The organism is Duganella sp. CT11-25 (assembly GCF_047302815.1).
Classification (GTDB): Bacteria; Pseudomonadota; Gammaproteobacteria; order Burkholderiales; family Burkholderiaceae_D; genus Rugamonas.
In genome coordinates this window covers 4,758,933-4,780,284 of sequence record NZ_JBKBFD010000001.1, presented here as the reverse complement: position 1 = coordinate 4,780,284, position 21,352 = coordinate 4,758,933, and the positions used below count along the sequence as shown (strand labels likewise).

General features: G+C 63.2%; 17 protein-coding genes and 4 tRNA genes. 5 read left to right on the top strand and 16 right to left on the bottom strand.

Annotated features, from left to right (window positions below; all coding sequences use genetic code 11):
* Positions 1-37 precede the first annotated feature (37 nt).
* From rpoB to ACEN9F_RS20475, 12 genes are all read right to left on the bottom strand, one after another.
* Positions 38-4,144 (bottom strand): DNA-directed RNA polymerase subunit beta, encoded by a 4,107-nt coding sequence (gene rpoB / locus ACEN9F_RS20530; protein ID WP_413422808.1) that lies wholly within the window; start codon positions 4,142-4,144, stop codon positions 38-40.
* Between the two features lie 277 nt (positions 4,145-4,421).
* A complete protein-coding gene (gene rplL / locus ACEN9F_RS20525) occupies positions 4,422-4,793 on the bottom strand; it encodes a 50S ribosomal protein L7/L12 (protein ID WP_413422806.1) in 372 nt (123 codons plus the stop codon).
* 69 nt (positions 4,794-4,862) lie between these two features.
* The gene (rplJ, locus tag ACEN9F_RS20520; RefSeq protein ID WP_413422804.1) at positions 4,863-5,399 is read right to left on the bottom strand and encodes a 50S ribosomal protein L10; all 537 of its coding nucleotides are present in this window, start codon (positions 5,397-5,399) and stop codon (positions 4,863-4,865) included.
* A gap of 255 nt (positions 5,400-5,654) precedes the next feature.
* Entirely contained in the window at positions 5,655-6,350 is a 696-nt protein-coding gene (gene rplA, locus ACEN9F_RS20515; RefSeq protein ID WP_413422802.1) for a 50S ribosomal protein L1, read from the bottom strand.
* Positions 6,351-6,352: 2 nt separating this feature from the next.
* Positions 6,353-6,784, bottom strand: a complete 432-nt coding sequence (gene rplK / locus ACEN9F_RS20510; protein WP_413422800.1) for a 50S ribosomal protein L11 — start codon at positions 6,782-6,784, stop codon at positions 6,353-6,355.
* Positions 6,785-6,908: 124 nt separating this feature from the next.
* Positions 6,909-7,523: a transcription termination/antitermination protein NusG gene (gene nusG / locus ACEN9F_RS20505; protein ID WP_413422798.1), complete on the bottom strand. Its 615-nt coding sequence runs from the start codon at positions 7,521-7,523 to the stop codon at positions 6,909-6,911.
* Positions 7,523-7,906, bottom strand: coding sequence for a preprotein translocase subunit SecE (secE, locus tag ACEN9F_RS20500; protein WP_413422796.1), 384 nt, complete (start codon positions 7,904-7,906; stop codon positions 7,523-7,525). Before secE ends, nusG begins: the two co-directional genes overlap by 1 nt.
* 35 nt (positions 7,907-7,941) lie before the next feature.
* Positions 7,942-8,017: transfer RNA gene (locus tag ACEN9F_RS20495), tRNA-Trp, on the bottom strand.
* A gap of 66 nt (positions 8,018-8,083) precedes the next feature.
* Positions 8,084-9,274 (bottom strand): elongation factor Tu, encoded by a 1,191-nt coding sequence (gene tuf / locus ACEN9F_RS20490; protein ID WP_413421545.1) that lies wholly within the window; start codon positions 9,272-9,274, stop codon positions 8,084-8,086.
* A 108-nt stretch (positions 9,275-9,382) separates the two neighbouring features.
* Positions 9,383-9,457, bottom strand: a tRNA-Thr gene (locus tag ACEN9F_RS20485).
* Positions 9,458-9,507: 50 nt separating this feature from the next.
* Positions 9,508-9,581, bottom strand: a tRNA-Gly gene (locus ACEN9F_RS20480).
* Between the two features lie 56 nt (positions 9,582-9,637).
* A tRNA-Tyr gene (locus ACEN9F_RS20475) sits at positions 9,638-9,722 on the bottom strand.
* Positions 9,723-9,928: 206 nt separating this feature from the next.
* Between ACEN9F_RS20475 and ACEN9F_RS20470 the strand changes: the two genes are divergently transcribed.
* A complete protein-coding gene (locus tag ACEN9F_RS20470) occupies positions 9,929-13,186 on the top strand; it encodes an EAL domain-containing protein (RefSeq protein ID WP_413422794.1) in 3,258 nt (1,085 codons plus the stop codon).
* Here the strand turns inward: ACEN9F_RS20470 and ACEN9F_RS20465 are convergent.
* The 4 genes from ACEN9F_RS20465 to ACEN9F_RS20450 form a co-directional block, all read right to left on the bottom strand.
* Complete coding sequence (locus ACEN9F_RS20465; protein ID WP_413422792.1) at positions 13,173-14,708, bottom strand: HDOD domain-containing protein; 1,536 nt, start codon at positions 14,706-14,708, stop codon at positions 13,173-13,175. The genes ACEN9F_RS20470 and ACEN9F_RS20465 overlap by 14 nt on opposite strands.
* A 26-nt stretch (positions 14,709-14,734) precedes the next feature.
* The gene (locus ACEN9F_RS20460) at positions 14,735-16,318 is read right to left on the bottom strand and encodes a DUF3369 domain-containing protein (protein ID WP_413422790.1); all 1,584 of its coding nucleotides are present in this window, start codon (positions 16,316-16,318) and stop codon (positions 14,735-14,737) included.
* A 131-nt stretch (positions 16,319-16,449) separates the two neighbouring features.
* Positions 16,450-17,460, bottom strand: a complete 1,011-nt coding sequence (locus ACEN9F_RS20455) for a J domain-containing protein (protein WP_413422788.1) — start codon at positions 17,458-17,460, stop codon at positions 16,450-16,452.
* A 149-nt stretch (positions 17,461-17,609) separates the two neighbouring features.
* Positions 17,610-18,761, bottom strand: coding sequence for a class I SAM-dependent methyltransferase (locus tag ACEN9F_RS20450; RefSeq protein WP_413422786.1), 1,152 nt, complete (start codon positions 18,759-18,761; stop codon positions 17,610-17,612).
* A gap of 35 nt (positions 18,762-18,796) precedes the next feature.
* Here ACEN9F_RS20450 and ACEN9F_RS20445 point away from each other — a divergent pair, with 35 nt between their 5' ends.
* The 4 genes from ACEN9F_RS20445 to ACEN9F_RS20430 are packed head-to-tail and all read left to right on the top strand — an operon-like array spanning position 18,797 to position 21,340.
* Positions 18,797-19,582: an SDR family oxidoreductase gene (locus ACEN9F_RS20445; protein WP_413422784.1), complete on the top strand. Its 786-nt coding sequence runs from the start codon at positions 18,797-18,799 to the stop codon at positions 19,580-19,582.
* A gap of 25 nt (positions 19,583-19,607) precedes the next feature.
* Positions 19,608-20,006 carry a dihydroneopterin aldolase gene (locus tag ACEN9F_RS20440; RefSeq protein ID WP_413422782.1) on the top strand — a complete coding sequence of 133 codons (399 nt, stop codon included), beginning with the start codon at positions 19,608-19,610 and terminating at the stop codon, positions 20,004-20,006.
* The gene (gene ttcA / locus ACEN9F_RS20435; RefSeq protein ID WP_413422780.1) at positions 20,003-20,932 is read left to right on the top strand and encodes a tRNA 2-thiocytidine(32) synthetase TtcA; all 930 of its coding nucleotides are present in this window, start codon (positions 20,003-20,005) and stop codon (positions 20,930-20,932) included. Before ACEN9F_RS20440 ends, ttcA begins: the two co-directional genes overlap by 4 nt.
* A 60-nt stretch (positions 20,933-20,992) precedes the next feature.
* The gene (locus ACEN9F_RS20430; protein ID WP_413422778.1) at positions 20,993-21,340 is read left to right on the top strand and encodes a hypothetical protein; all 348 of its coding nucleotides are present in this window, start codon (positions 20,993-20,995) and stop codon (positions 21,338-21,340) included.
* Positions 21,341-21,352 lie beyond the last annotated feature (12 nt).

The window sequence follows — 21,352 nt, the reverse complement described above, 5'->3', positions numbered from 1 at the left end:
CCGGCGGGGCGACGTGCGATGAATCGAAGCCTAAGCTTTAGTTGCGTTCCAGGTCGATATCGATACCCAGGGAACGGATCTCTTTCACCAGCACGTTGAACGATTCAGGCATACCGGCGTCGATCACGTGGTCGCCTTTGACCAGGTTTTCGTACACTTTGGTACGGCCGTTCACGTCATCCGACTTAACGGTCAACATTTCTTGCAGCACATACGATGCGCCGTATGCTTCCAGTGCCCACACCTCCATCTCACCGAAGCGCTGGCCGCCGAACTGGGCTTTACCACCCAGCGGCTGCTGCGTCACCAGCGAGTATGGACCGGTCGAACGCGCGTGCATCTTGTCGTCGACCAAGTGGTGCAGCTTCAGCATGTGCATCACGCCGACGGTGACCTTGCGCTCGAACGCTTCGCCGGTGCGGCCGTCGTACATGGTGACCTGATTCTTCGACGGGGTCATGCCCAGTTTCGAGGCGATCTCGTCCGGATACGCCAGGTCCAGCATGCGGCGGATTTCGGATTCGTGCGCGCCGTCGAACACCGGAGTCGCGAATGGAACACCCTTCTTCAGGTTGTTCGCCAGCTTCATGATCTCTTCGTCGTCGAACTGGTCCAGGTCTTCCGGACGGCCGTTTTCGTTGTAGATCACGGTCAGATACTTGCGCATCTCTTCGGCCTTGGTGTGCACCGCCAGCATTTCGCCGATGCGGATGCCCAGGCCCTTGGCTGCCCAACCCAGGTGGGTCTCGAGAATCTGACCCACGTTCATACGGGAAGGCACACCCAGCGGGTTCAGCACCACGTCGGCCGGCGTACCGTCGGCCATGTAGGGCATGTCTTCCACCGGCACGATACGGGAAACCACACCCTTGTTACCGTGGCGACCCGCCATCTTGTCGCCCGACTGCAGGCGGCGCTTGACGGCCAGGTACACTTTGACCATCTTCTGCACGCCAGGTTGCAGCTCGTCGCCCTGGGTCAGTTTCTTGCGCTTCTCTTCGAAGGCCAGGTCGAACTGGTGGCGCTTCTCGTTGATCGATTCCTTGATCGCTTCCAGCGCGGTAGCAGCGGCGTCGTCCGCAGGGCGGATGTCGAACCAGTGGTACTTGTCCAGATCGGCCAGGTATTCCTTGGTGATCTTGGCGCCTTTGGCCAGCTTCTTCGGACCGCCGTTGACGACCTGGTTGATCAGCATTTTTTCCAGACGCTGGAAGGCATCGCCTTCCACAATACGCATCTGGTCGTTCAAGTCCAGGCGGAAACGCTTCAGCTCATCGTCGATGATCTGTTGCGCGCGCTTGTCGCGAACGATGCCTTCGCGGGTGAAGACCTGGACGTCGATCACGGTGCCGATCATGCCCGATGGCACGCGCAGCGAGGTGTCTTTGACGTCCGATGCCTTCTCGCCGAAGATCGCGCGCAGCAGCTTCTCTTCCGGGGTCAGCTGGGTTTCGCCCTTAGGCGTCACTTTACCGACCAGGGTGTCGCCCGCTTGCACTTCCGCGCCGATGTAGACGATACCGGACTCATCCAGACGAGCCAGCTGGTTCTCAGCCAGGTTCGAGATGTCGCGGGTGATTTCTTCCGCGCCCAGCTTGGTATCGCGTGCCACGACGCTCAGCTCTTCGATGTGAATCGAGGTGTAGCGGTCGTCCTTGACGACGTTTTCCGAGATCAGGATCGAATCTTCGAAGTTCAGACCATTCCATGGCATGAAGGCCACGGTCATGTTCTGGCCCAGCGCCAATTCACCCAGGTCGGTCGATGCGCCGTCGGCGATCACGTCGCGCTTGGCCACGCGGTCGCCTACCTTGACGATAGGACGCTGGTTGATGTTGGTGTTCTGGTTCGAACGGGTGTACTTGATCAGGTTGTAGATGTCGACACCGACTTCGCCGGCGGTGGCTTCGTCATCGTTGACGCGGATCACGACACGGCCCGCATCGATGTAGTCGACGATACCGCCGCGCAGCGCCTGCACGGTGGTGCCCGAGTCGACTGCCACGGTGCGTTCGATGCCGGTACCGACCAGTGCTTTTTCAGGGCGCAGGCAAGGAACGGCCTGGCGCTGCATGTTGGCACCCATCAATGCGCGGTTCGCGTCATCGTGTTCGAGGAACGGAATCAGCGACGCCGCCACGGAAACGATCTGGCCCGGCGCCACGTCCATGTACTGGATGCGCTCCGGCGAGACCAGGATGGTTTCGCCGGCTTCGCGGGCCGACACCAGCTCATCGCTCAGCATGCCTGCTTCGCTGATGGTCGCATTCGCCTGGGCGATGATGTAGCGGCCTTCTTCGATGGCGGACAGGTAGTCGATCTGGTCGGTGATCTTGGAGCCCTCGACCTTGCGGTATGGGGTTTCCAGGAAGCCGTATTCGTTCAGGCGGGCGTACAGCGCCAGCGAGTTGATCAGGCCAATGTTCGGGCCTTCAGGCGTTTCGATCGGGCACACGCGGCCGTAGTGGGTCGGGTGCACGTCGCGCACCTCGAAGCCGGCGCGTTCGCGGGTCAGACCGCCAGGTCCCAGGGCGGAAACGCGGCGTTTGTGCGTGATTTCCGACAGCGGGTTGGTCTGGTCCATGAACTGCGACAGCTGGGACGAACCGAAGAACTCGCGGATCGCGGCCGAGATCGGCTTCGAGTTGATCAGGTCGTGCGGCATCAGGTTGTCCGCTTCGGCCTGGCCGAGGCGTTCCTTGACGGCGCGCTCGACGCGCACCAGGCCGGCGCGGAACTGGTTCTCTGCCAGTTCGCCGACGCAACGCACGCGGCGGTTGCCCAGGTGATCGATATCGTCGACTTCGCCGCGGCCATTGCGCAGTTCCACCAGGATCTTGATCACGGCCAGCACGTCTTCATTCGACAAGGTCATGGCGCCGGTCAGTTCGTCGCGGCCGATGCGGCGGTTGAACTTCATGCGGCCGACGGCGGACAGGTCGTAGCGGTCGGCGCTGTAGAACAGGCCGTTGAACAGCGCTTCGACGGAGTCTTCCGTTGGCGGTTCGCCAGGACGCATCATGCGGTAGATCGCGACGCGGGCGGCCATCTGGTCGGCGGTGTCGTCGATGCGCAGGGTTTGCGAAATGTAGGCGCCCTGGTCCAGGTCGTTGGTGTACAGGGTCTGGATTTCGGCGATGCTGGCTTCGCGCAGGCGGCCCAGCACGTCTTCGGTCAGCTCATCGTTGGCGGACGCGACGACTTCGCCGGTCTCTGGATCGACGATGTTCTTGGCCAGCACGCGGCCCAGCAGGTAGTCTTCCGGCACGGAGATGTGCTTGATGCCGTTCGATTCGATGTCGCGCACGTGCTTGGCGTTGATGCGCTTGTCCTTCTGGACCAGCGTCTTGCCTTCCTTGCTGACGATGTCGAAACGCGCGACTTCGCCACGCAGGCGCTCGGCGACGAATTCCATTTCCGCGCCTTCGGAGCGCAGGTTGAAATTGTCGAACACGAAGAAGTTCGCCAGGATTTGCTCGTGCGACATGCCGATCGCCTTCAGCAGGATCGTTACCGGCATCTTGCGGCGGCGGTCGACGCGGAAGAACAGGATGTCTTTCGGGTCGAACTCGAAGTCCAGCCACGAACCGCGGTAAGGAATGATACGCGCGGAGAACAGCAGTTTGCCCGAGGAGTGGGTCTTGCCGCGGTCGTGCTCAAAGAACACGCCCGGGGAGCGATGCAGCTGCGAAACGATAACGCGCTCGGTACCATTGATGACGAACGAACCAGTGGTGGTCATCAGGGGCAGTTCGCCCATGTAGACTTCCTGTTCCTTCATCTCTTTGACGACCGGCTTGGTCGGCGATTCCTTGTCCAGGATCACCAGGCGCACCTTGGCGCGCAGCGGCGACGCGAAGGTCAGGCCGCGCAGTTGGCATTCCTTGACGTCGAAGGCTGGATCGCCGAGGACGTACGACAGGAATTCGAGACGCGCAAAACCATTGTGCGAAACGATAGGGAAAATCGAGGTAAAGGCCGACTGCAGGCCGTCGTTCTTGCGCGTCGACGGTGCTACGTCTTCTTGCAAGAAACTATGGTAGGACTCGAGCTGGGTAGCCAGCAGGAACGGAACGTGGTGAACGTTGGCGCGCTTCGCGAATGATTTGCGAATGCGTTTCTTCTCAGTAAATGAGTAGTGCATGGACACTCCGTGAGTGACAGAAAGGATAAAAAATTCAGGTTTTGCCAGTGCTTGGGTATGCAACCCCGCAGCCACTTCAGCAACAATCTCGGCTGCATGTCACACAGACGAAACCTGAAACTTCTACCATTTCCAGCTGATTCATGAAAACTGCAACGTCGGACTAACGCTACAAATACGACGAGGACGACAAAGGAGCCAAAGCCGGATTTCCTCCCTTTCGAAAGGAAATCCGCAGCTTTGGCTCGAGGCGCTAACTAGCCGCCGTACAACTTGATTACTTCAGTTCAGCCTTGGCGCCAGCTTCTTCCAGCTTTTTCTTAGCGGCTTCAGCGTCAGCTTTAGCCAGGGCTTCTTTAACGGTCTTCGGTGCGCCATCAACCACGTCTTTGGCTTCTTTCAGGCCCAGACCGGTGATTTCGCGAACTGCTTTAATGACGCCAACTTTGTTTGCGCCGACTTCGGTCAGAACAACGTTGAACTCGGTCTGCTCTTCAGCAGCCGCTGCGGTTGCGCCGCCAGCTGCTGGAGCAGCCATTGCAGCGGCCGAAACGCCGAATTTTTCTTCGAATGCTTTGACCAGTTCGTTCAGGTCCATTACGGACATTTCGCTAACTGCGTTCAGGATGTCGTCTTTGCTAATTGCCATTTGAAACTCCAATAATTGTTTGATTCGTTATTACATCAGATTGGTACTTGAGAAAAAAACCGGCTGCTATTAAGCGGCTGGGGCTTCTTCTGCAGCCACTTCGGCCACAACAGGAGCACCTTCGGATTTTTTCGCTGCCAGAGCAGCCAGACCACGTGCAAAGCCCGACACCGGAGCCAGCATAACGCCCAACAACTGCGAAATGAGGACTTCACGGCTAGGAATGCTCGCCAACGCTGCAACAGCTGCTTTATCCAGCTGCTTGCCTGCGTAGTTACCTGCGGTGATGACCAGTTTGTCGTTGGTTTTAGCGAAGTCAGCGATGACTTTAGCTGCTGCAACGGCATCGTCCGAGATCGAATAGATCAGCGGACCGGTCATGCTGTCTGCCAGGCTGGCGAACTGCGTGCCTTCGACGGAGCGACGTGCGAGGGTGTTTTTCAACACTCGCAGGTACACGCCTTGAGCGCGCGCTTTGGCACGAAGTTGCGTCAAGTGAGCAACCTGGATGCCACGATATTCGGCCACGACGATAGTTTGCGCAGTTGCTACTTTTGCGGAAACTTCGGCGACGACGGCCTTTTTGTCATTCAGATTGAGACCCACGGTCAACCTCCTTAAATGATGACGGGCAACTGCCTGCCATCGGTTCGAACAACGGCGTCCGAGGTTTAGGAGTCCAATGGACTACGAAACTTGATCGGGTACACCATCTGCGTTGGGTGAAAAATTCAATTAACCGGTTGCCTGCCTGATGCACCCGGCCCAACGGTCTTTGATTGCCTGGCCGCCCCCCGAAAGAAGCAGCCAGCCCAAAGAACTGCCCCGCGCCTTGCGGCACAGGGACTTAAACTTTAAAACTTAAGCAGCCAGGGTAGCCTGGTCAACACGGACGCCAGCGCCCATGGTCGACGACAGGGAAACCTTACGCAGGTAAACACCCTTGCTGGTGGCCGGCTTGGCTTTGTTCAGCGCGTCGATCAGGGCAACCAGGTTGCTCTTCAGATCGGCGTCGGCGAACGATTTGCGGCCGATGGTAGCGTGGATGATACCGGCTTTGTCGGTACGGTACTGTACTTGACCGGCTTTCGCGTTTTTCACGGCGGTAGCGACGTCAGGGGTAACGGTGCCGACTTTCGGGTTAGGCATCAGGCCGCGTGGGCCCAGGATCTGACCCAGGGTACCAACGATACGCATGGTGTCTGGCGAAGCGATGACGATGTCGAAAGGCATGTCGCCGGCTTTGACGCGCTCGGCCAGGTCTTCCATACCAACGACGTCGGCGCCGGCGGCTTTAGCCTGCTCGGCCTTGTCGCCCGAAGCGAACACGGCAACGCGAACGGTCTTGCCGGTGCCGGCTGGCAGCACGACGGAACCGCGAACGACCTGGTCCGACTTCTTAGGATCCACGCCCAGTTGTACCGACACGTCGATCGATTCATTGAACTTGGCGGTAGCCAGTTCCTTGATCAGAGCGACTGCGTTGTCGAATGCGTAGGACTTGGTGCTATCAACTTTGGCTTTGATAGCTTTAGCGCGTTTGGACAGTTTTGCCATGATTACAGACCTTCCACCGTGATGCCCATCGAACGTGCGGAACCAGCGATGGTGCGTACAGCAGCATCCAGGTCGGCAGCGGTCAGATCAGGGGTTTTCAATTTAGCGATTTCTTCAGCTTGAGCGCGGGTCAGCTTACCGACTTTGTCGGTATGTGGCTTCGGCGAACCTTTGGTGACGCCCGAGTGCTTCTTGATCAGGAAGGTCGCTGGAGGCGTCTTCATCACGAAGGTGAAGGACTTGTCGGCGAACGCGGTGATCACGACTGGAATCGGCATGCCTGGCTCCAGACCTTGGGTCTGCGCGTTGAACGCCTTGCAGAATTCCATGATGTTCAGACCGCGTTGACCCAGAGCTGGACCGATCGGTGGGGATGGGTTTGCTTTACCAGCTGGCACTTGCAGCTTGATAAAACCAATGATTTTCTTTGCCATGATGGCTCCTATCTTGGATATGAGTAGTAGCGCCCCACCATGCGTGTTCTGCAGGGCAGGGCTCCTCTTGCGCCAGATGTGCGTTGGTTTTTACACCGTCGCCCGTTCTGGCGAACGGTGCTGCTTATACTTTTTCGACCTGGCCGAACTCAAGTTCCACCGGCGTCGCGCGGCCGAAGATGGTGACCGAGACGCGCACCTTGGATTTCTCGTAGTTGACTTCTTCGACATTGCCGTTGAAATCGGTGAACGGACCATCCTTGATGCGGACTTGCTCGCCCACTTCGTACAGCACTTTCGGCCGTGGCTTCTCGACACCCTCTTGCATCTGCTGCATGATCTTGTCGATCTCGCGCGCTGGAATCGGGGTCGGCTTGTTCGATTTGCCGCCGATGAAGCCGGTCACCTTATTGGTGTTTTTCACCAGGTGCCAGGTTTCGTCGGTCATTTCCATCTCGACCAGCACGTAGCCGGGGAAGAAACGGCGCTCGGTCACCGATTTCTGGCCGTTCTTGACTTCGACCACTTCTTCGGTCGGCACCAGGATCTGGCCGAACTGTTCCTGCATGCCGGCGCGCTCGACGCGCTCCGTCAGCGCACGCTGGACGCTTTTCTCCATGCCGGAATACGCATGTACAACATACCAACGCTTGTTGCTCACTGGTACGCTGATTGGCGCTGCGCCAGCATCTTGTGCCGGAACTTCGCCCGGCACGTCGTCTTGCACATTTTCGCTCATTATTTTCGTATGCCCAGAATGAGGTCGTATAACAGGAATTCCAACGTCTTATCCGTGCCCCACAGGAACAACGCCATCACCAGCACGAAGGCAAACACGATGCCGGTGATCTGGAGCGCCTCGCGGCGGGTAGGCCAAACGACTTTTTTCGTTTCGCGTACGGCTTCTTTGGCGAAATTCAGGAATTCACGGCCAGTTGTCGAGGTCCACAAGAGCAGAACGGCAAAAGCCAAACCAGCTACAAGTGCGCCTGCGCGTACGAGAGCTGGTTTGTCTGACAGGTAATAAAACCCCACCACGCCTGCGATTGCGACGACTATTGCCAGCGCAACCTTAATCTTGTCATTCGACGTGCTGACGGTCTGCACGGATTGATTTGACATTTAATTTACTTTCGGTGCCCTGCACCTGAAAACGGTGGCAGGGACGGAGGGCATCGAACCCCCAACCTTCGGTTTTGGAGACCGACGCTCTGCCAATTGAGCTACGTCCCTACGTAAAACTACAAAGGATATCGATTATACCACCAGAGACGCCTCTGGTGGTAAGACCGGTATTCCTTAGGCGAGGATCTTCGCCACAACACCTGCACCAACGGTACGGCCGCCTTCGCGGATCGCGAAGCGCAGACCTTCTTCCATCGCGATCGGGTTGATCAGCTTGACGGTGATCGACACGTTGTCGCCTGGCATAACCATTTCTTTGTCCGCTGGCAGTTCGATCGAACCGGTCACGTCAGTCGTACGGAAGTAGAACTGTGGACGATAGTTGTTGAAGAACGGGGTGTGACGGCCGCCTTCGTCTTTCGACAGGACATAGATCTCGCCGGTGAAGTGGTTGTGCGGCTTGATCGAGCCTGGCTTCGCCAGAACCTGACCACGCTGTACGTCTTCACGCTTGGTGCCGCGCAGCAGCAGACCGACGTTGTCGCCTGCCTGACCCTGGTCCAGCAGCTTGCGGAACATTTCCACGCCGGTGCAAGTGGTTTTGACGGTGTCGGTGATGCCGACGATTTCGATCTCTTCGCCGACCTTGACGATACCGCGCTCAACGCGACCGGTAACGACGGTGCCGCGACCCGAGATCGAGAACACGTCTTCCACTGGCATCAGGAAGGCGCCGTCCACTGCGCGCTCTGGCGTAGGGATGTACGAATCCAGTGCGTCGGCCAGGGCCATGATGGCTTGCTCGCCCAGAGGACCGGTGTCGCCGTCCAGCGCCTTACGTGCCGAACCCTTGATGATCGGCAGGTCGTCGCCTGGGAACTCGTATTTCGACAGCAGCTCGCGCACTTCCATTTCAACCAGTTCCAGCAGCTCTTCGTCGTCGACCAGGTCGCACTTGTTCAGGAACACGACGATGTATGGAACGCCAACCTGACGCGCCAGCAGGATGTGCTCGCGGGTCTGTGGCATCGGGCCGTCGGCTGCGGAGCAAACCAGGATCGCGCCGTCCATCTGTGCCGCGCCGGTGATCATGTTTTTGATGTAGTCGGCGTGGCCTGGGCAGTCAACGTGCGCGTAGTGGCGCGCTGCGGTTTCGTACTCGACGTGGGCGGTGTTGATGGTGATGCCGCGTGCTTTTTCTTCTGGTGCCGCATCGATCTGGTCGTATGCTTTAGCTTCGCCGCCGAATTTTTTCGACAGAACAGTTGCGATCGCAGCGGTCAGGGTGGTCTTGCCGTGATCAACGTGACCGATGGTGCCGACGTTGACGTGCGGCTTGGTCCGTTCGAATTTACCTTTTGCCATTTTAGACTCCTAACGATTTGGTGTGATTGCCTGGGCTCGCGCCCGACTGTCTTGATGATGCTGCGTATGTACTTATATATGCTGCGGTGCTGCGGATACTGCGAATTCTGGTGCCCTTTACGTGGATTGAACACGTGGCCTCTCCCTTACCAAGGGAGTGCTCTACCACTGAGCTAAAAGGGCTTATGGGGTACTACTCGATGCCTGCCGGCGCATCTGCATTGCAACAACACTGGAGCGGGTGAAGGGAATCGAACCCTCGTCGTAAGCTTGGAAGGCTTCTGCTCTACCATTGAGCTACACCCGCGAGGATTGTTCAATTCTTCATTTTTTACTGCGCCACTCAGTCTTCTTGCAAAAACTTGGTGGAGGGGGCTGGATTCGAACCAGCGTACTCATAGAGAACAGATTTACAGTCTGTCGCCTTTAACCACTCGGCCACCCCTCCGCGAGGAACCGCAGAGTATGAAGCAATTACCTTGACCTGTCAACCCTTGCACTACGCCGCGCTACTTTATTTGGCGTCGAGAGGATGAACCGTCTGCTTCGGGGCGAGATTTTAACTGCACCAACTGCAAAAGTGCAAGTGTTGTTTTTACGTTGCATGTTTTCCTATACAATCGATTAAACAATGTGACATCTGGAGCCCTGCATTTGAACAATCGTAGCGGTCGCTGGCCTACCCTCCTGCTTGCCAATCTCGGCCTCTGGGCCGCGTATTTCCTTGCCGGCCGGCTCGGCCTGCTCCTGTCGCTGCCGCCCAGCTACGCTTCGCCCATCTTTCTTCCCGCCGGCATCGCGCTGGCCGCCTGCGTGGTCGGCGGCGCCCGGCTGCTGCCGGCCGTCGCGCTCGGCTCGCTCTCGGTCAACCTGGTCTATCCCGCGCTGAGCCCGACCGGCATCACGGCGCTGGCCGCCCTCGGCGCCTGCGCGCCGGCCGTCGGCGCCGCCTTGCAGGCCTGGGCCGGCAGCACCCTGTTCCGCCGCTACATCGATCCGGCCATCGGCTCCGGGCGCGACGTGGTGCGCTTCATTTTGCTGGCGGCCGGCGTCACGCTGATCAGCAGCACGCTGTCGCTGTCGGGCATGGCGCTGCTGGGCATCCTGTCGTGGGACACGCTGGGCCTGGACTGGCTGGCCTGGTGGATGGGCGACACCATCGGCATCCTGCTGGCCGCGCCGCTGAGCTGGATCGTCATCGGCCGCCCGCGCGCGCTGTGGGCGCGCCGCCGCACGCTGGTCGGCCTGCCGCTGCTGCTGTCGGCCGCCGCCTTCATCGCCATCTACCTGCAGGCCGACCGCTGGGAAAGCAGCCAGCAGCTGCAAACCTTCCGCCTCAAGGCGCAGCAGACCGGCGACCTGCTGCAATCGCAGTTCAGCGAACACGAGCGCTTCATCTACGCCATGGCCAAGGCGCTCAACGATCCGCGCCGCTCGCTCAACGCCGAGGACTTCGGCAACCTGGCGCACGGCTACCTGGACCAGCGCCCCGAGCTGCTGTCGATGGCCTGGCTGACGCCGGTGGCCGGCAACGAGCGGCCGGCGTTCGAAGCCTGGGCGCGCGAGCACGTGGCGCCGGACTTCCAGATCCGCCAGCGCCAGGGCGGGGGCGACTTCCTGCCGGCCGGCCAGCGCGAGCGCTACTTCGTCTCCACCTTCATCGAACCGGCCCACGCCCGCCCCTATCTGGGACTGGACTTCCTGCACGATCCGCAGCGCCGCGCCGCGCTCGAGCGCGCGATCCAGTCCGGCCAGCCGACCGCCACCGCGCCGCTGCAGCTGATCTCGGAGCGCGCCAGCGCCGGCCTGCTGCTGCTGCAGACGGTCTACCCCAGCAACAACCGCCACCAGGCCATCGGCTCGCTGCTGATCTCGATGCAGTTCGACGCCAACCTGGAGCAGGCGCTGCGGCGCGCCGACTTCCCCCACTTCCTGGTGCGCTTCGAGGACACCGACGACGACAGCGCGCGCAGCGTGGTGCGCGACACGCTGCGCCGCCCGGTCAACGCCGGCGACTTCCAGCGCCAGCTGCACTTCGGCGGCCGCATCTACGAACTGACGCTGGCGCCGACGCCGGCCTACCTGCAGCAGCAGCGCGGCTGGCAAAGCTGGACCGTGCTGACCTGCGGCCTGCTGCTGACCGGCCTGCTGGGCACGCTGATGATGCTGATCAGCGGCGAGCGCGCCCGCATCCAGGGCCAGGTCAAGGACAGCACGGCGCGCCTGCGCGAGCGCGAGGCGCGGCTGCAGGCGATCTTGAACAAGGCCGCCGACGCCATCCTCACCATCGACGGCGACGGCGTGCTGATGTCGGCCAACGCCGCGGCCGGCCGGCTGTTCGGCTATGCGCCGGAGAAGATGACCGCGCTGCGGCTCGACAAGCTGATCCCGGTCGGCGTCGGCGAGGCGGCCGGCCTCGACGCGGCCGGCCTGCTGCGCATGATCGCCTGCGGCGTCACCCACGAATACGAGCTGCCCGGCTGGCGCAGCGACGGCAGCGAATTCCCGCTGGCGATGTCGGTCAGCGAGGTCGAGCTGCCGGACGAGCACCTGTTCGTCGCCATCCTGCACGACCTGACCGAGCAGCACCTGGCGCAGGAGCGCATCCACCGCCTGGCCCACCACGACACGCTGACCGGCCTGGCCAACCGGCTGTCGCTGAACCTGCGGCTGGACCAGCTGCTGGCGCAGACCCGGCGCGGCGGCGGCGCGGCGGCGCTGCTGTTCATCGACCTCGACCACTTCAAGAAGATCAACGACACCCACGGCCACCAGACCGGCGACCTGCTGCTGGTGGCGGTGGCCCAGCGGCTGCAGGAACTGCTGCGCGAAGTCGACACCATCGCCCGCCTCGGCGGCGACGAGTTCATCGTCGTCACCTCCGGCGCGGTGACGCCGGACGAGGCGTCCAACATCGCCGTGCGCATCGTCGACGCCTTGACCGAGCCCTATCAGCTGCAGGGGAAAACCGTGCACAGCGGCGCCAGCGTCGGCGTCGCCATGTTCCCGTCCGACGGCGACGACGGCAGCACCCTGATGCGCCACGCCGACACCGCGATGTACGCGGCCAAGAGCCAGGGCCGCGGCAATTTCCAGTTCTTCTCGGCGGCGATGAACAGCGCCACCCACGAGCGGCTGATGCTGGAGAACCGCCTGTGGCAGGCGCTGGAGCAAAACGAATTCGAGCTGTACCTGCAGCCGCAGGTCGAGCTGGCGACGCAGCGCATCATCGGCGCCGAGGCGCTGCTGCGCTGGCACCATCCGGAGCTGGGCATGGTGGGGCCGGACCGCTTCATCCCGATCGCCGAGGAGTCCGGCCTGATCCTGCCGCTGGGCGACTGGGTGTTGCAGCGCGCCTGCGGCCTGCTGGCCTCGTGGCGCGCGCCGGGGCTGGAGCACCTGCGGCTGGCGGTCAACCTGTCGGCGCGCCAGTGCCACGGCCCGGGCCTGCTGCCGCAGCTCGACAAGCTGCTGCACGGCCACGGCATCGAGCCGGCGCTGCTGGAGCTGGAGATCACCGAATCGGCGGCGATGCAGGATCCGGAACGCAGCCGCGCGCTGCTCAACGAACTGCGCTCGCGCGGCATCAAGGTGGCGATCGACGATTTCGGCACCGGCTATTCGTCGCTCAGCTACCTGAAGCTGTTCGAGATCGACCGCATCAAGATCGACCGCGGCTTCGTCAAGGATATCGAGAGCGACCCGAACGACGCGGTGATCGTCGCCGCCACCATCGCGCTAGCCCATTCGCTGGGCCTGGGCGTGGTGGCGGAAGGGGTGGAGACCGTGGCGCAGCGGGACTTCCTGCGCGCCAAGCAGTGCGACGAGGCGCAGGGCTATCTGTTCGCGCGGCCGATGCCGGTGGCGCAGTTCGAGGCCATGGTGCGCGCCGCCGCCGTCATGACGGCGTGAGCGCCACCAGCACCTGGCCCTTGAGCGCGCGGATCAGCGAAGTCTCGTCCGGCGGCACGCCTTCCGGCGCCGGCTGCGCGCGGTCGGCGTAGAACAGGCCCAGCTGCACCGAGCCGACCACCAGCGGCAGCACGATGAAGCTGCGCGCATCGGGCAGCAGCGCGCGGTGCCACTCCGGCAGCAGCGCGCGGATCTTGGGCGCGCTGGCGTCGGCGATCATCAGGTCGGCGTTGTTCTGCATCGCCAGGTGGAACAGGTCGTCGCCGCTGGCGGTGGGGAAGACGAAGCCGGCCTGGCGCTGCGCGTGCAGCTCGCCGAAGGCCACGCGGGCGCGGTACTGGCCGCTGCGCACATCCTTCAGGCACACCGTCGCGAAGCGGAAGCCCATGCCACGGTACAGCGTCTCCAGCACCGCTTGGATCACGTCGTTGACCTTGCCGTGCCCGCCTGCGCGCATCTGCGTCACCTCCTGCACCCCGGCCAGCAGCAGCTCGCGCGCGTTGAACGGCTTGCCGCTGGGGTGCACGCCCGGCGCCTCCTGCGCCTGGCCCATCGCGGCCTGGCGCAGCACGCCGGGCAGGCCGGGCCCGAGGTCGTCGGGATCGGACTGCTCGCCCATCTGCAGGCTGTCCAGCAAGCCGTCCATATCGCGGGCGACGGTGGCGAACAGCTGCCGCATGCGGTCCTGGTCCAGGTTCAGCGCGGCGCCGTAGCGCTGCGCCAGCGCCCTGCCCTCGTCGCTGTCGGGATCCTGGCGGCGCGCCAGCAGGCGCGCCGTGTCCATGCTGAAGGACACCACCTGGCGCATCCAGTCGGCGCGGCTGGCGGCCGGCTTGAGCGCGTCCGCGCCCGGCGGCAGCGGCGCCAGCGAGCGCACGATCACGTCCGGGATCTTCCATTCATGCAGGATGGCCGCCGACAGGCTGTCGTAGCTGCAGCCCAGCACCTGCAGCGCCGCCTGCGCCTGGGTCAGCTTGCCGGCCGCGGTGTGCAGCGCGATCTCGCGGAACAGCCCATGCTCGTGCGAGGCGATCACCAGCGCGCCGATGTTCTTGAACAGCGCGCCGATCGCCGCCTCCTCGGCGCCCTGGTAGACGCTCAGCCGCGCCATCTCGCGGCCGACCAGGCTGGCGCACAGCGCGGCCTCCAGCTCGATCCGCACGCTGTGCGCGTGGCGGCTGTTGGCCAGCGTATCGACCAGCAGCATGGCCATCGCCGTGGTCTTGACGTTGTCGAAGCCGAGCAGGGAAATCGCGCGCGAGATGGTGGTAACGGCGGTGCCGCCGGCGGCGCGGTAGGTGGGGGTGTTGGCCAGCCGCAGCACCTTCTGCGTCAGCGCCACGTCCGACAGCACGTAGTAGGCCAGGCTTTGCGCGCCCTCGTCGTCGGAGTCGGCCAGCTGCACCACCCGCGCCACCGACGCGCCCAGCGCAAACATGCCCTCGTCGCCGCTGAGCTTTTTCAGCAGCTGGCTGCGTACCGGACGCAGCTCGCCGTCATGCTGGGCGGTGGGGGTTGGCATCGCACTGTCCTGCCCTTCCTGTGGCCTTATTCCGGCGTGTGGCCGATGCTCGGATCGCGTTCGATCAGGTCCAGCAGCGCGGCCACCACCTCGGGATCGAACTGCTTGCCGGCGCGGTCCTTAATGTAGGTCATGACCTCGGTGTGCGGCCACGGTTCCTTGTACGGACGCTCGTGCAGCAGCGAGTCGAAGACGTCGACCACGGCGACGATGCGGGCCGAGATCGGGATGTCGCGCCCCTTCAGCTGGTTCGGATAGCCGTTGCCGTCGAAGTGCTCGTGATGGCCGCCGGCGATCTCGGCGCCGTAGGTCAGGTAGCTGACGCCGTCGACCATGTTGGCGGCGCGCTCCAGGATCGACTTGCCGACCGCCGCGTGGGTCTGCATCTCGGCCCGTTCCTCCGGCGTATGCGGGCCCGGCTTGAGCAGGATGTGGTCCGGCGTGGCGACCTTGCCGACGTCGTGCAGGATCGACGCCAGGCCGATCATCTCCAGCAGCTGCGGCGTCAGCTCGTCCGGATAGACGCCGCGCTCGGCCAGGCGGTTGGCCAGCGACGACGACAGCAGCTGCACGCGCCGCACATGGCCGCCGGTGCCGCTGTCGCGGAACTCGGCCAGGTCGGCCAGCGCCACCACGGTCGCTTCCTGCGCCTTGCGCAGCTGGCCGAACATATACAGGTTGTCGAACGCGGCCGCGATGCGCTGGCAGAACACCTCCAGCAGGTCGCGCTGGATCTGCGCCAGCGGCCACGGCGGCGTGACGGAAATCGCCACCTCGCGGTTTTCCTGCGTGTGGATGAACAACACATTGGCCGGATGCTCGAACTGGCTTTTCTTTTCGGCGAAGGCCTTGGCGATGGTCGGCCACAGCGGGTGGCCGGACGGCATCAGCTCCGATTCGTTCAGCGTCGCGTAGCCGCCGGTGGCGGCCACCACGGTGGTGACGCCGGTGTCGCCCTGCATCAGGCACAGCACGCCGTCCGAGCCGACGTCGAGGATCGCGCTGACCTGGTTCAGCACGCCCGAGGCGAATTCGCGCAGCGAGTGGATCTGGTACAGGTTGGTGGCGCCGGCCAGGATCTTGCCGAGGCCGACGCGGCTGCGCTCGAGCATGTTCAGGCTTTCATACGCGCGCAGCGCCGAGATCACCGTGGTGAACAGCTTCTGCGTGGTCAGCTCGGTCTTGGCCTTGTAGTCGTTGATGTCGTATTCGATGATGACGCGCTGCTCGGGCGCCTGGCCCGGCTGGCCGGTGCGCAGCACCACGCGCACGATGGCATTGTGGAGCTCTTCGCGGATGCGGCGCGCCAGGATCAGGCCGGCGTCGTCGGTTTCCATCACCACGTCCAGCAGCACCAGCGCGATGTCCGGCGTGTCGCGCAGGATGTCGTAGGCTTCGCGTCCGCTGTAGGCGGAGAACAGCTCCAGCTCGCGGCCCTTGAAGCTGACGTTGCGCAGCGCCAGCCGCGTGACGGCATGCACGTCGACGTCGTCGTCGACGATCAGCACGCGCCACAGGCGCTGGTCCGGCGCCGCCAGGCCACCGGCTGCGACGTCTTCCTCGTCTTCGTCGATCAGCCAGTTGTCGTCTGCGGCGTTGGAATCGGTCATACAATCTCCTAAGGGGCGCTCTGGGGCTGTCGTTACCCTAGCATAATCAGATTCACACCCTGTGACAACCCCCTTCGGAATCGCCCGCAAGCGGCGCCGGCGCGAGCTTGCCTGCCGCGCGGCCGGTTTGCTTAATTGCTGACCGGCGGCGTCGCCGTCTCGGCGCTGGCGGCGGCCGTGCGGCCGGCCGCGCAGGCGCCGGGATTGGCGCCGATGTCCAGGTTCTGGTAGCGGATCTCGTACTTGCCGCTGGAGAGCTTGTCGACCTGCAGCTTGTCGTGCGCCTGCACATAAGCGTAGCGCACATTCGAGCGGCGGTCCATGTCGTACACCTTGATGAACACCGCCGAGGCGTTGCCGGCGTTGTCCAGCGTCAGCGCCATGTCGTCGCCGCGGTTCCCCACCGGGAAGCCTTCCATGTAGCCGGACTTGAGCGGCCACGGTTCGCCGTTGGGCGCCACCAGGGTCTGGGTTTCGGTATCGCACTCGGCGCCGGCGTTCGGCAGCACCACCTGCGACAGCGCCACCACCTTGATCGGCGCCGGCCGGCCGCCGCCCTCGGACGGGTAGGCGCGGCCCGAGGCCCAGGCCTCGCGCATCTCGGCCTTGGGATCGGGACGGACGGGACGCGGCTCCGGCTGGGCGGCGTTGGCGTCGATATTGGCCTTGCTGCCCCAGGCCGTCAGCATCGTCGACGACAGGCGCGGCTCGTTCATCATCGTCACGCCGCCGGCCCAGCCCAGCACCAGGCAGGCGGCCAGGCCGCCCCACCAGCGCCAGTCGCGCCGGCGGCGGTTCGGCCGCGGCGCGTCGTCGACATGCTCGGGACTCCAGGCGCGCTCGGCGCCGTCATGGCGGTGCCGCTCGCCGCGGTGGCCGTCTTCGTGGCGGGTGCTCTCGAGCCACTCGATTTCCCACTCCTCGGCGGCGATCCACTCGTCGTGCTCCTTGCGGCGCTGGGTGTCGGACAGGGTGTCGTAGGCGCTGTTGAGGATGGCCATGATGCGCGCAGCCTTCTCATCCCCCGGATTTTTATCCGGGTGGTATTTTTGGCTGAGCGCCTTGTAGGCGGCACGTATGACCTCCTGCGGCGCCATACGCGACACCTTCAGATTGTCATAGTGAGTGTGTATCTTTCCCATCGTTCCAATTAGTTTCCGACTCGCGCGCTGCGACGGGGGCTGTAGCGCGGAATCGACGCAGAATCAGTCATCATAGCCGATCTTCGGCCGCACAACTCAGCGATAAAGCAAGGAATCGGCTTGTTATTCAGGCCATTGTGCCAAATAGACTACAGGCGGTGGCTGCGGTCCTGCATGGCGATGGCTTCCGGCAAGACGACATGCTTGCCGACCGCCAGCACCTTGAACAATTCGCCCATCTCGGCCGGCGACACCAGCTTTTGCAGCGCGCCGGCCTGGGGCAGGTAGGCTTGGATGTCGGAGGGATCGGTGCGCAACAGCAACTCGCCGATGCCGGCGCCGATCAGGAAGCCTGACTGGTTCAGGTAGCCCAGCACCTCGATGCCGGCGTCCTGCGCCGCCAGCGCCATCGCCGTGAAGTCGACGTGGGCGGTGATGTCCTGCAGGCCGGGATAATAGAACGGGTCGGCGTGCGCATGGTGGCGGTAGTGGCACATCAGCGTGCCGGTGGCGCGCATGCCCAGGTAGTACTCGTGCGCCGGGAAGCCGTAGTCGAACAGGAAGGCGGCGTTGGCGCCGCCGTTGCGCAGCATGCGGCTCAGGGTGGCCATGAAGCCGCAGGCCACGCCGTGCACCTCGGTCACGTAGCCGACCGGCAGTTCCGCGTGGCCGCCGACCTGGCGCTCGATCTGCGCCAGCAGCTCAGGGCCGGCCGGGGTTTCCAGGTAATCGAAGCGGCCCTCGCGCACGGTGACCTGCAATTCCTGCCAGCCTTGCGGGTGCTTGGTGATCAAATGGACCGGCATCGCGTCCAGCACCTCGTTGCCGAACACCACACCGTCGAAGGCGTCCGGGAACTCGTCCAGCCACACCACCTGCGGGAAATCGCGCAGCTTGTCCTGCTGGCGCGCGCGCAGTTCGCCGGACAGTTCGACGATGCAATAGCGCTCGACATCGACGCCCATGGCGGCCATCTCGGTCAGGATGTCGAAGGCCAGCTTGCCGGTGCCGGCGCCGAATTCGAGGATCCGCGGCGCGCTTTGGGCGATAATAGCGGCTGCGACCTGCGCCAGCGCCGCGCCGAACAGCGGCGTGAGTTCCGGGGCGGTTGTAAAATCGCCATCTTTTCCCAGCTTGGCGGAGCCGCCGCTGTAGTAGCCCAGGCCGGGCGCGTACAGCGCCAGCTCCATATAGCGGGCGAAGGAAATGGCGCCTGAATTGCGTTCGATTTCGGCGGCGATCAGGTGCTGTAGGGCGTGGGACGCGGCCAGCGCGTCGCTAGAAGGTACGGGTAGGGACATACCGGCATTATAGCCAACAGCAACCCAAGACAAACATGATGACAGCACAGGACAATCAAGCCAGCGACGCGCGCGTCGCACTGGTCACCGGCGCCGGGCGCCGCATCGGCCGCGCCATCGCGCTCGGGCTGGCGCGCGCCGGCTGGGACGTGGCGGTGCACTACCGCGCCTCCGAAGCGGAAGCGCGGCAGGTGGCGGCGGAGATCGCCGCGCTGGGCCGCCGCGCCGTGGTGCTGCAATGCGAACTGGCCGACGAAGCGGCGGTGCGCGCACTGCTGCCGCGCGCCGCCGCCGCGCTGGGCGCGGTGCGCTGCGTGGTCAACAACGCCTCGCTGTTCGACTACGACAGCGCCGCCGACTTCAGCGGCGCCAGGCTGGACGCCCATATGCGCGCCAACGTCGCCGCGCCGATCCTGCTGGCGCAGGCGCTGCACGCGGCCACGCCGGCCGGGGCGCAGGCCGTGGTGATCAATCTGCTCGACCAAAAACTGTACAATCTCAATCCTGACTTTTTGTCGTACACCCTGTCCAAGGCCGCGCTGCAGACCGCCACCACGATGCTGGCGCAGCAGCTGGCGCCCACGGTACGGGTGGTCGGCATCGCGCCCGGCATCACGATGGTGTCCGGCGACCAGACCGAAGCCGGTTTCGCCAACGCGCACCAGCAAACGCCGCTGGGCCGTTCCAGCACTCCCGAAGACATCGCCGACAGCGTGGTCTACGCCGCCTCGGCGCGCGCCCTGACCGGCACCACGCTGCTGGTCGACGGCGGCCAGCACCTGGTGCCGCTGCCGCGCGACGTGATGTTTCTGGCTCAATGAATACAATCGAAAGAAGGTAATAACTATGCTGTCCGCCCTGATCCACCCGCAACTGAACGACTGCCGCCGCCTGTTCCTGCGCAATTACGAAGTCCTGATCAACATCGGCGTCTACGAATTCGAGAAAAAGGGCGAGCAGCGCCTGCTGATCAACGTCGACCTGTACATTCCGCTGGCGGTGTCCTCGCCGACCCACGACCAGCTGGAAGAAGTGGTGGACTACGACTTCATGCGCGACACCATCGCCAAGCGCATGTCGCTCGGCCACGTACAGCTGCAGGAAACGCTGTGCGACGACATCGTGCGCTCGATGCTGGAACACCCGCGCGTGCGCGCGGCCCGCGTGTCGACCATGAAGCCGGACGTGTATCCGGACTGCGAAGGCGTCGGCGTCGAAGTATTCAAGATCAAGGACAGTGTATGAGCGCCGTGTTGAACACCCCCGTGGAAAAGGCCGGCGGCAAGTCCGCCGAAAAGATCGCGCTGGAGAACAACAAGCTGCACAAGCGCCTGTGCCGCCTGGTCGGCCAGGCCATCGGCGATTTCAACATGATCGAGGACGGCGACAAGGTCATGGTCTGCCTCTCTGGCGGCAAGGACTCTTACGCGCTGCTGGACATCCTGATGACGCTGCGCGAACGCGCGCCGATCAACTTCGAGATCATCGCGGTCAACCTGGACCAGAAGCAGCCCAACTTCCCGGACCACATCCTGCCGGCGTACCTGAAGGAGCTGGGGATCCCGTTCCACATCGAGAACCAGGACACCTACAGCATCGTCAAGCGCCTGATCCCGGAAGGCAAGACCACCTGCTCGCTATGCTCGCGCCTGCGCCGCGGCATCCTGTACCGCGTGGCCGATGAACTGGGCTGCAACAAGATCGCGCTCGGCCACCACCGCGACGACATCCTCGAGACCTTCTTCCTGAATATGTTCTTCGGCGGGAAGCTGAAGGGCATGCCGGCCAAGCTGGTCTCGGACGACGGCAAGCACATGGTGATCCGCCCGATGGCGTACGTGAAGGAAGAAGACAGCGAGCGCTATGCCGAAGTCAAAGGCTTCCCCATCATCCCGTGCGACCTGTGCGGCTCGCAGGAAAACCTGCAGCGCAAGCAGATCAAGGGCCTGATGCGCGAATGGGAAAAGAAATTCCCCGGCCGCGTCGAGAGCATCTTCTCCTCGCTGTCGACGGTGGTGCCGTCGCACCTGATGGACCGCGACCTGTTCGGCTTCAAGGACATCAAGGCCGACGGCCAGGCCAACCCGCTGGGCGACATCGCCTTCGACGAAGAGCCATGCTCCACGCCGTCGACGATTCCGGGTATCATCCCCCTGCAGCGCGATCAGTGATCGTCTTCTCTTGCCCTCCGCTAGGAAGACGGACTACTAACCAAGGGTAAAGGATGACTTATGAGTCTGAAGATTGAATCGAAAGCGCTGAGCGATTCCATGCTGGCCAACTTCTCGCCGGTGAAGAAGAACGGCGGCGGCGACGGGGATTTCGGCGCGCTGCTGAAGCACGCCGAAACCAGGCAGTCGGAGGCGTCGATGGAGCTGGAGAAGTACCTGAAAATGACGCCGGGCGAACGCATGGCCGCGGCGATCATGAAAAGCCTCGGTATCAGCAAGGAAGAATTCGACGCCATGTCGCCGGAGCAGCAGGCCGCCGTCACCGCCAAGATCGCCGAGATCATGAAGCAGCAGATGGACGAGAAGATGGCGGAGAAGCAGGGAAGCCAGGGAACCGTCGCGCTGTAAAACCAAAACGGG

Excerpts from the sequence above, each read along its gene's own strand:
- ACEN9F_RS20460 (WP_413422790.1), bottom strand. The coding sequence starts at position 16,318 with ATGACCGATTCCAACGCCGCAGACGACAACTGGCTGATCGACGAAGAC.
- rplL (WP_413422806.1), bottom strand. The coding sequence starts at position 4,793 with ATGGCAATTAGCAAAGACGACATCCTGAACGCAGTTAGCGAAATGTCC.
- ACEN9F_RS20445 (WP_413422784.1), top strand. The coding sequence starts at position 18,797 with ATGATGACAGCACAGGACAATCAAGCCAGCGACGCGCGCGTCGCACTG.
- rplK (WP_413422800.1), bottom strand. The coding sequence starts at position 6,784 with ATGGCAAAGAAAATCATTGGTTTTATCAAGCTGCAAGTGCCAGCTGGT.
- nusG (WP_413422798.1), bottom strand. The coding sequence starts at position 7,523 with ATGAGCGAAAATGTGCAAGACGACGTGCCGGGCGAAGTTCCGGCACAA.
- ACEN9F_RS20450 (WP_413422786.1), bottom strand. The coding sequence starts at position 18,761 with ATGTCCCTACCCGTACCTTCTAGCGACGCGCTGGCCGCGTCCCACGCC.
- rplA (WP_413422802.1), bottom strand. The coding sequence starts at position 6,350 with ATGGCAAAACTGTCCAAACGCGCTAAAGCTATCAAAGCCAAAGTTGAT.
- ACEN9F_RS20455 (WP_413422788.1), bottom strand. The coding sequence starts at position 17,460 with ATGGGAAAGATACACACTCACTATGACAATCTGAAGGTGTCGCGTATG.
- rpoB (WP_413422808.1), bottom strand. The coding sequence starts at position 4,144 with ATGCACTACTCATTTACTGAGAAGAAACGCATTCGCAAATCATTCGCG.
- secE (WP_413422796.1), bottom strand. The coding sequence starts at position 7,906 with ATGTCAAATCAATCCGTGCAGACCGTCAGCACGTCGAATGACAAGATT.
- tuf (WP_413421545.1), bottom strand. The coding sequence starts at position 9,274 with ATGGCAAAAGGTAAATTCGAACGGACCAAGCCGCACGTCAACGTCGGC.
- ACEN9F_RS20430 (WP_413422778.1), top strand. The coding sequence starts at position 20,993 with ATGAGTCTGAAGATTGAATCGAAAGCGCTGAGCGATTCCATGCTGGCC.
- ACEN9F_RS20440 (WP_413422782.1), top strand. The coding sequence starts at position 19,608 with ATGCTGTCCGCCCTGATCCACCCGCAACTGAACGACTGCCGCCGCCTG.
- ACEN9F_RS20465 (WP_413422792.1), bottom strand. The coding sequence starts at position 14,708 with ATGCCAACCCCCACCGCCCAGCATGACGGCGAGCTGCGTCCGGTACGC.
- ttcA (WP_413422780.1), top strand. The coding sequence starts at position 20,003 with ATGAGCGCCGTGTTGAACACCCCCGTGGAAAAGGCCGGCGGCAAGTCC.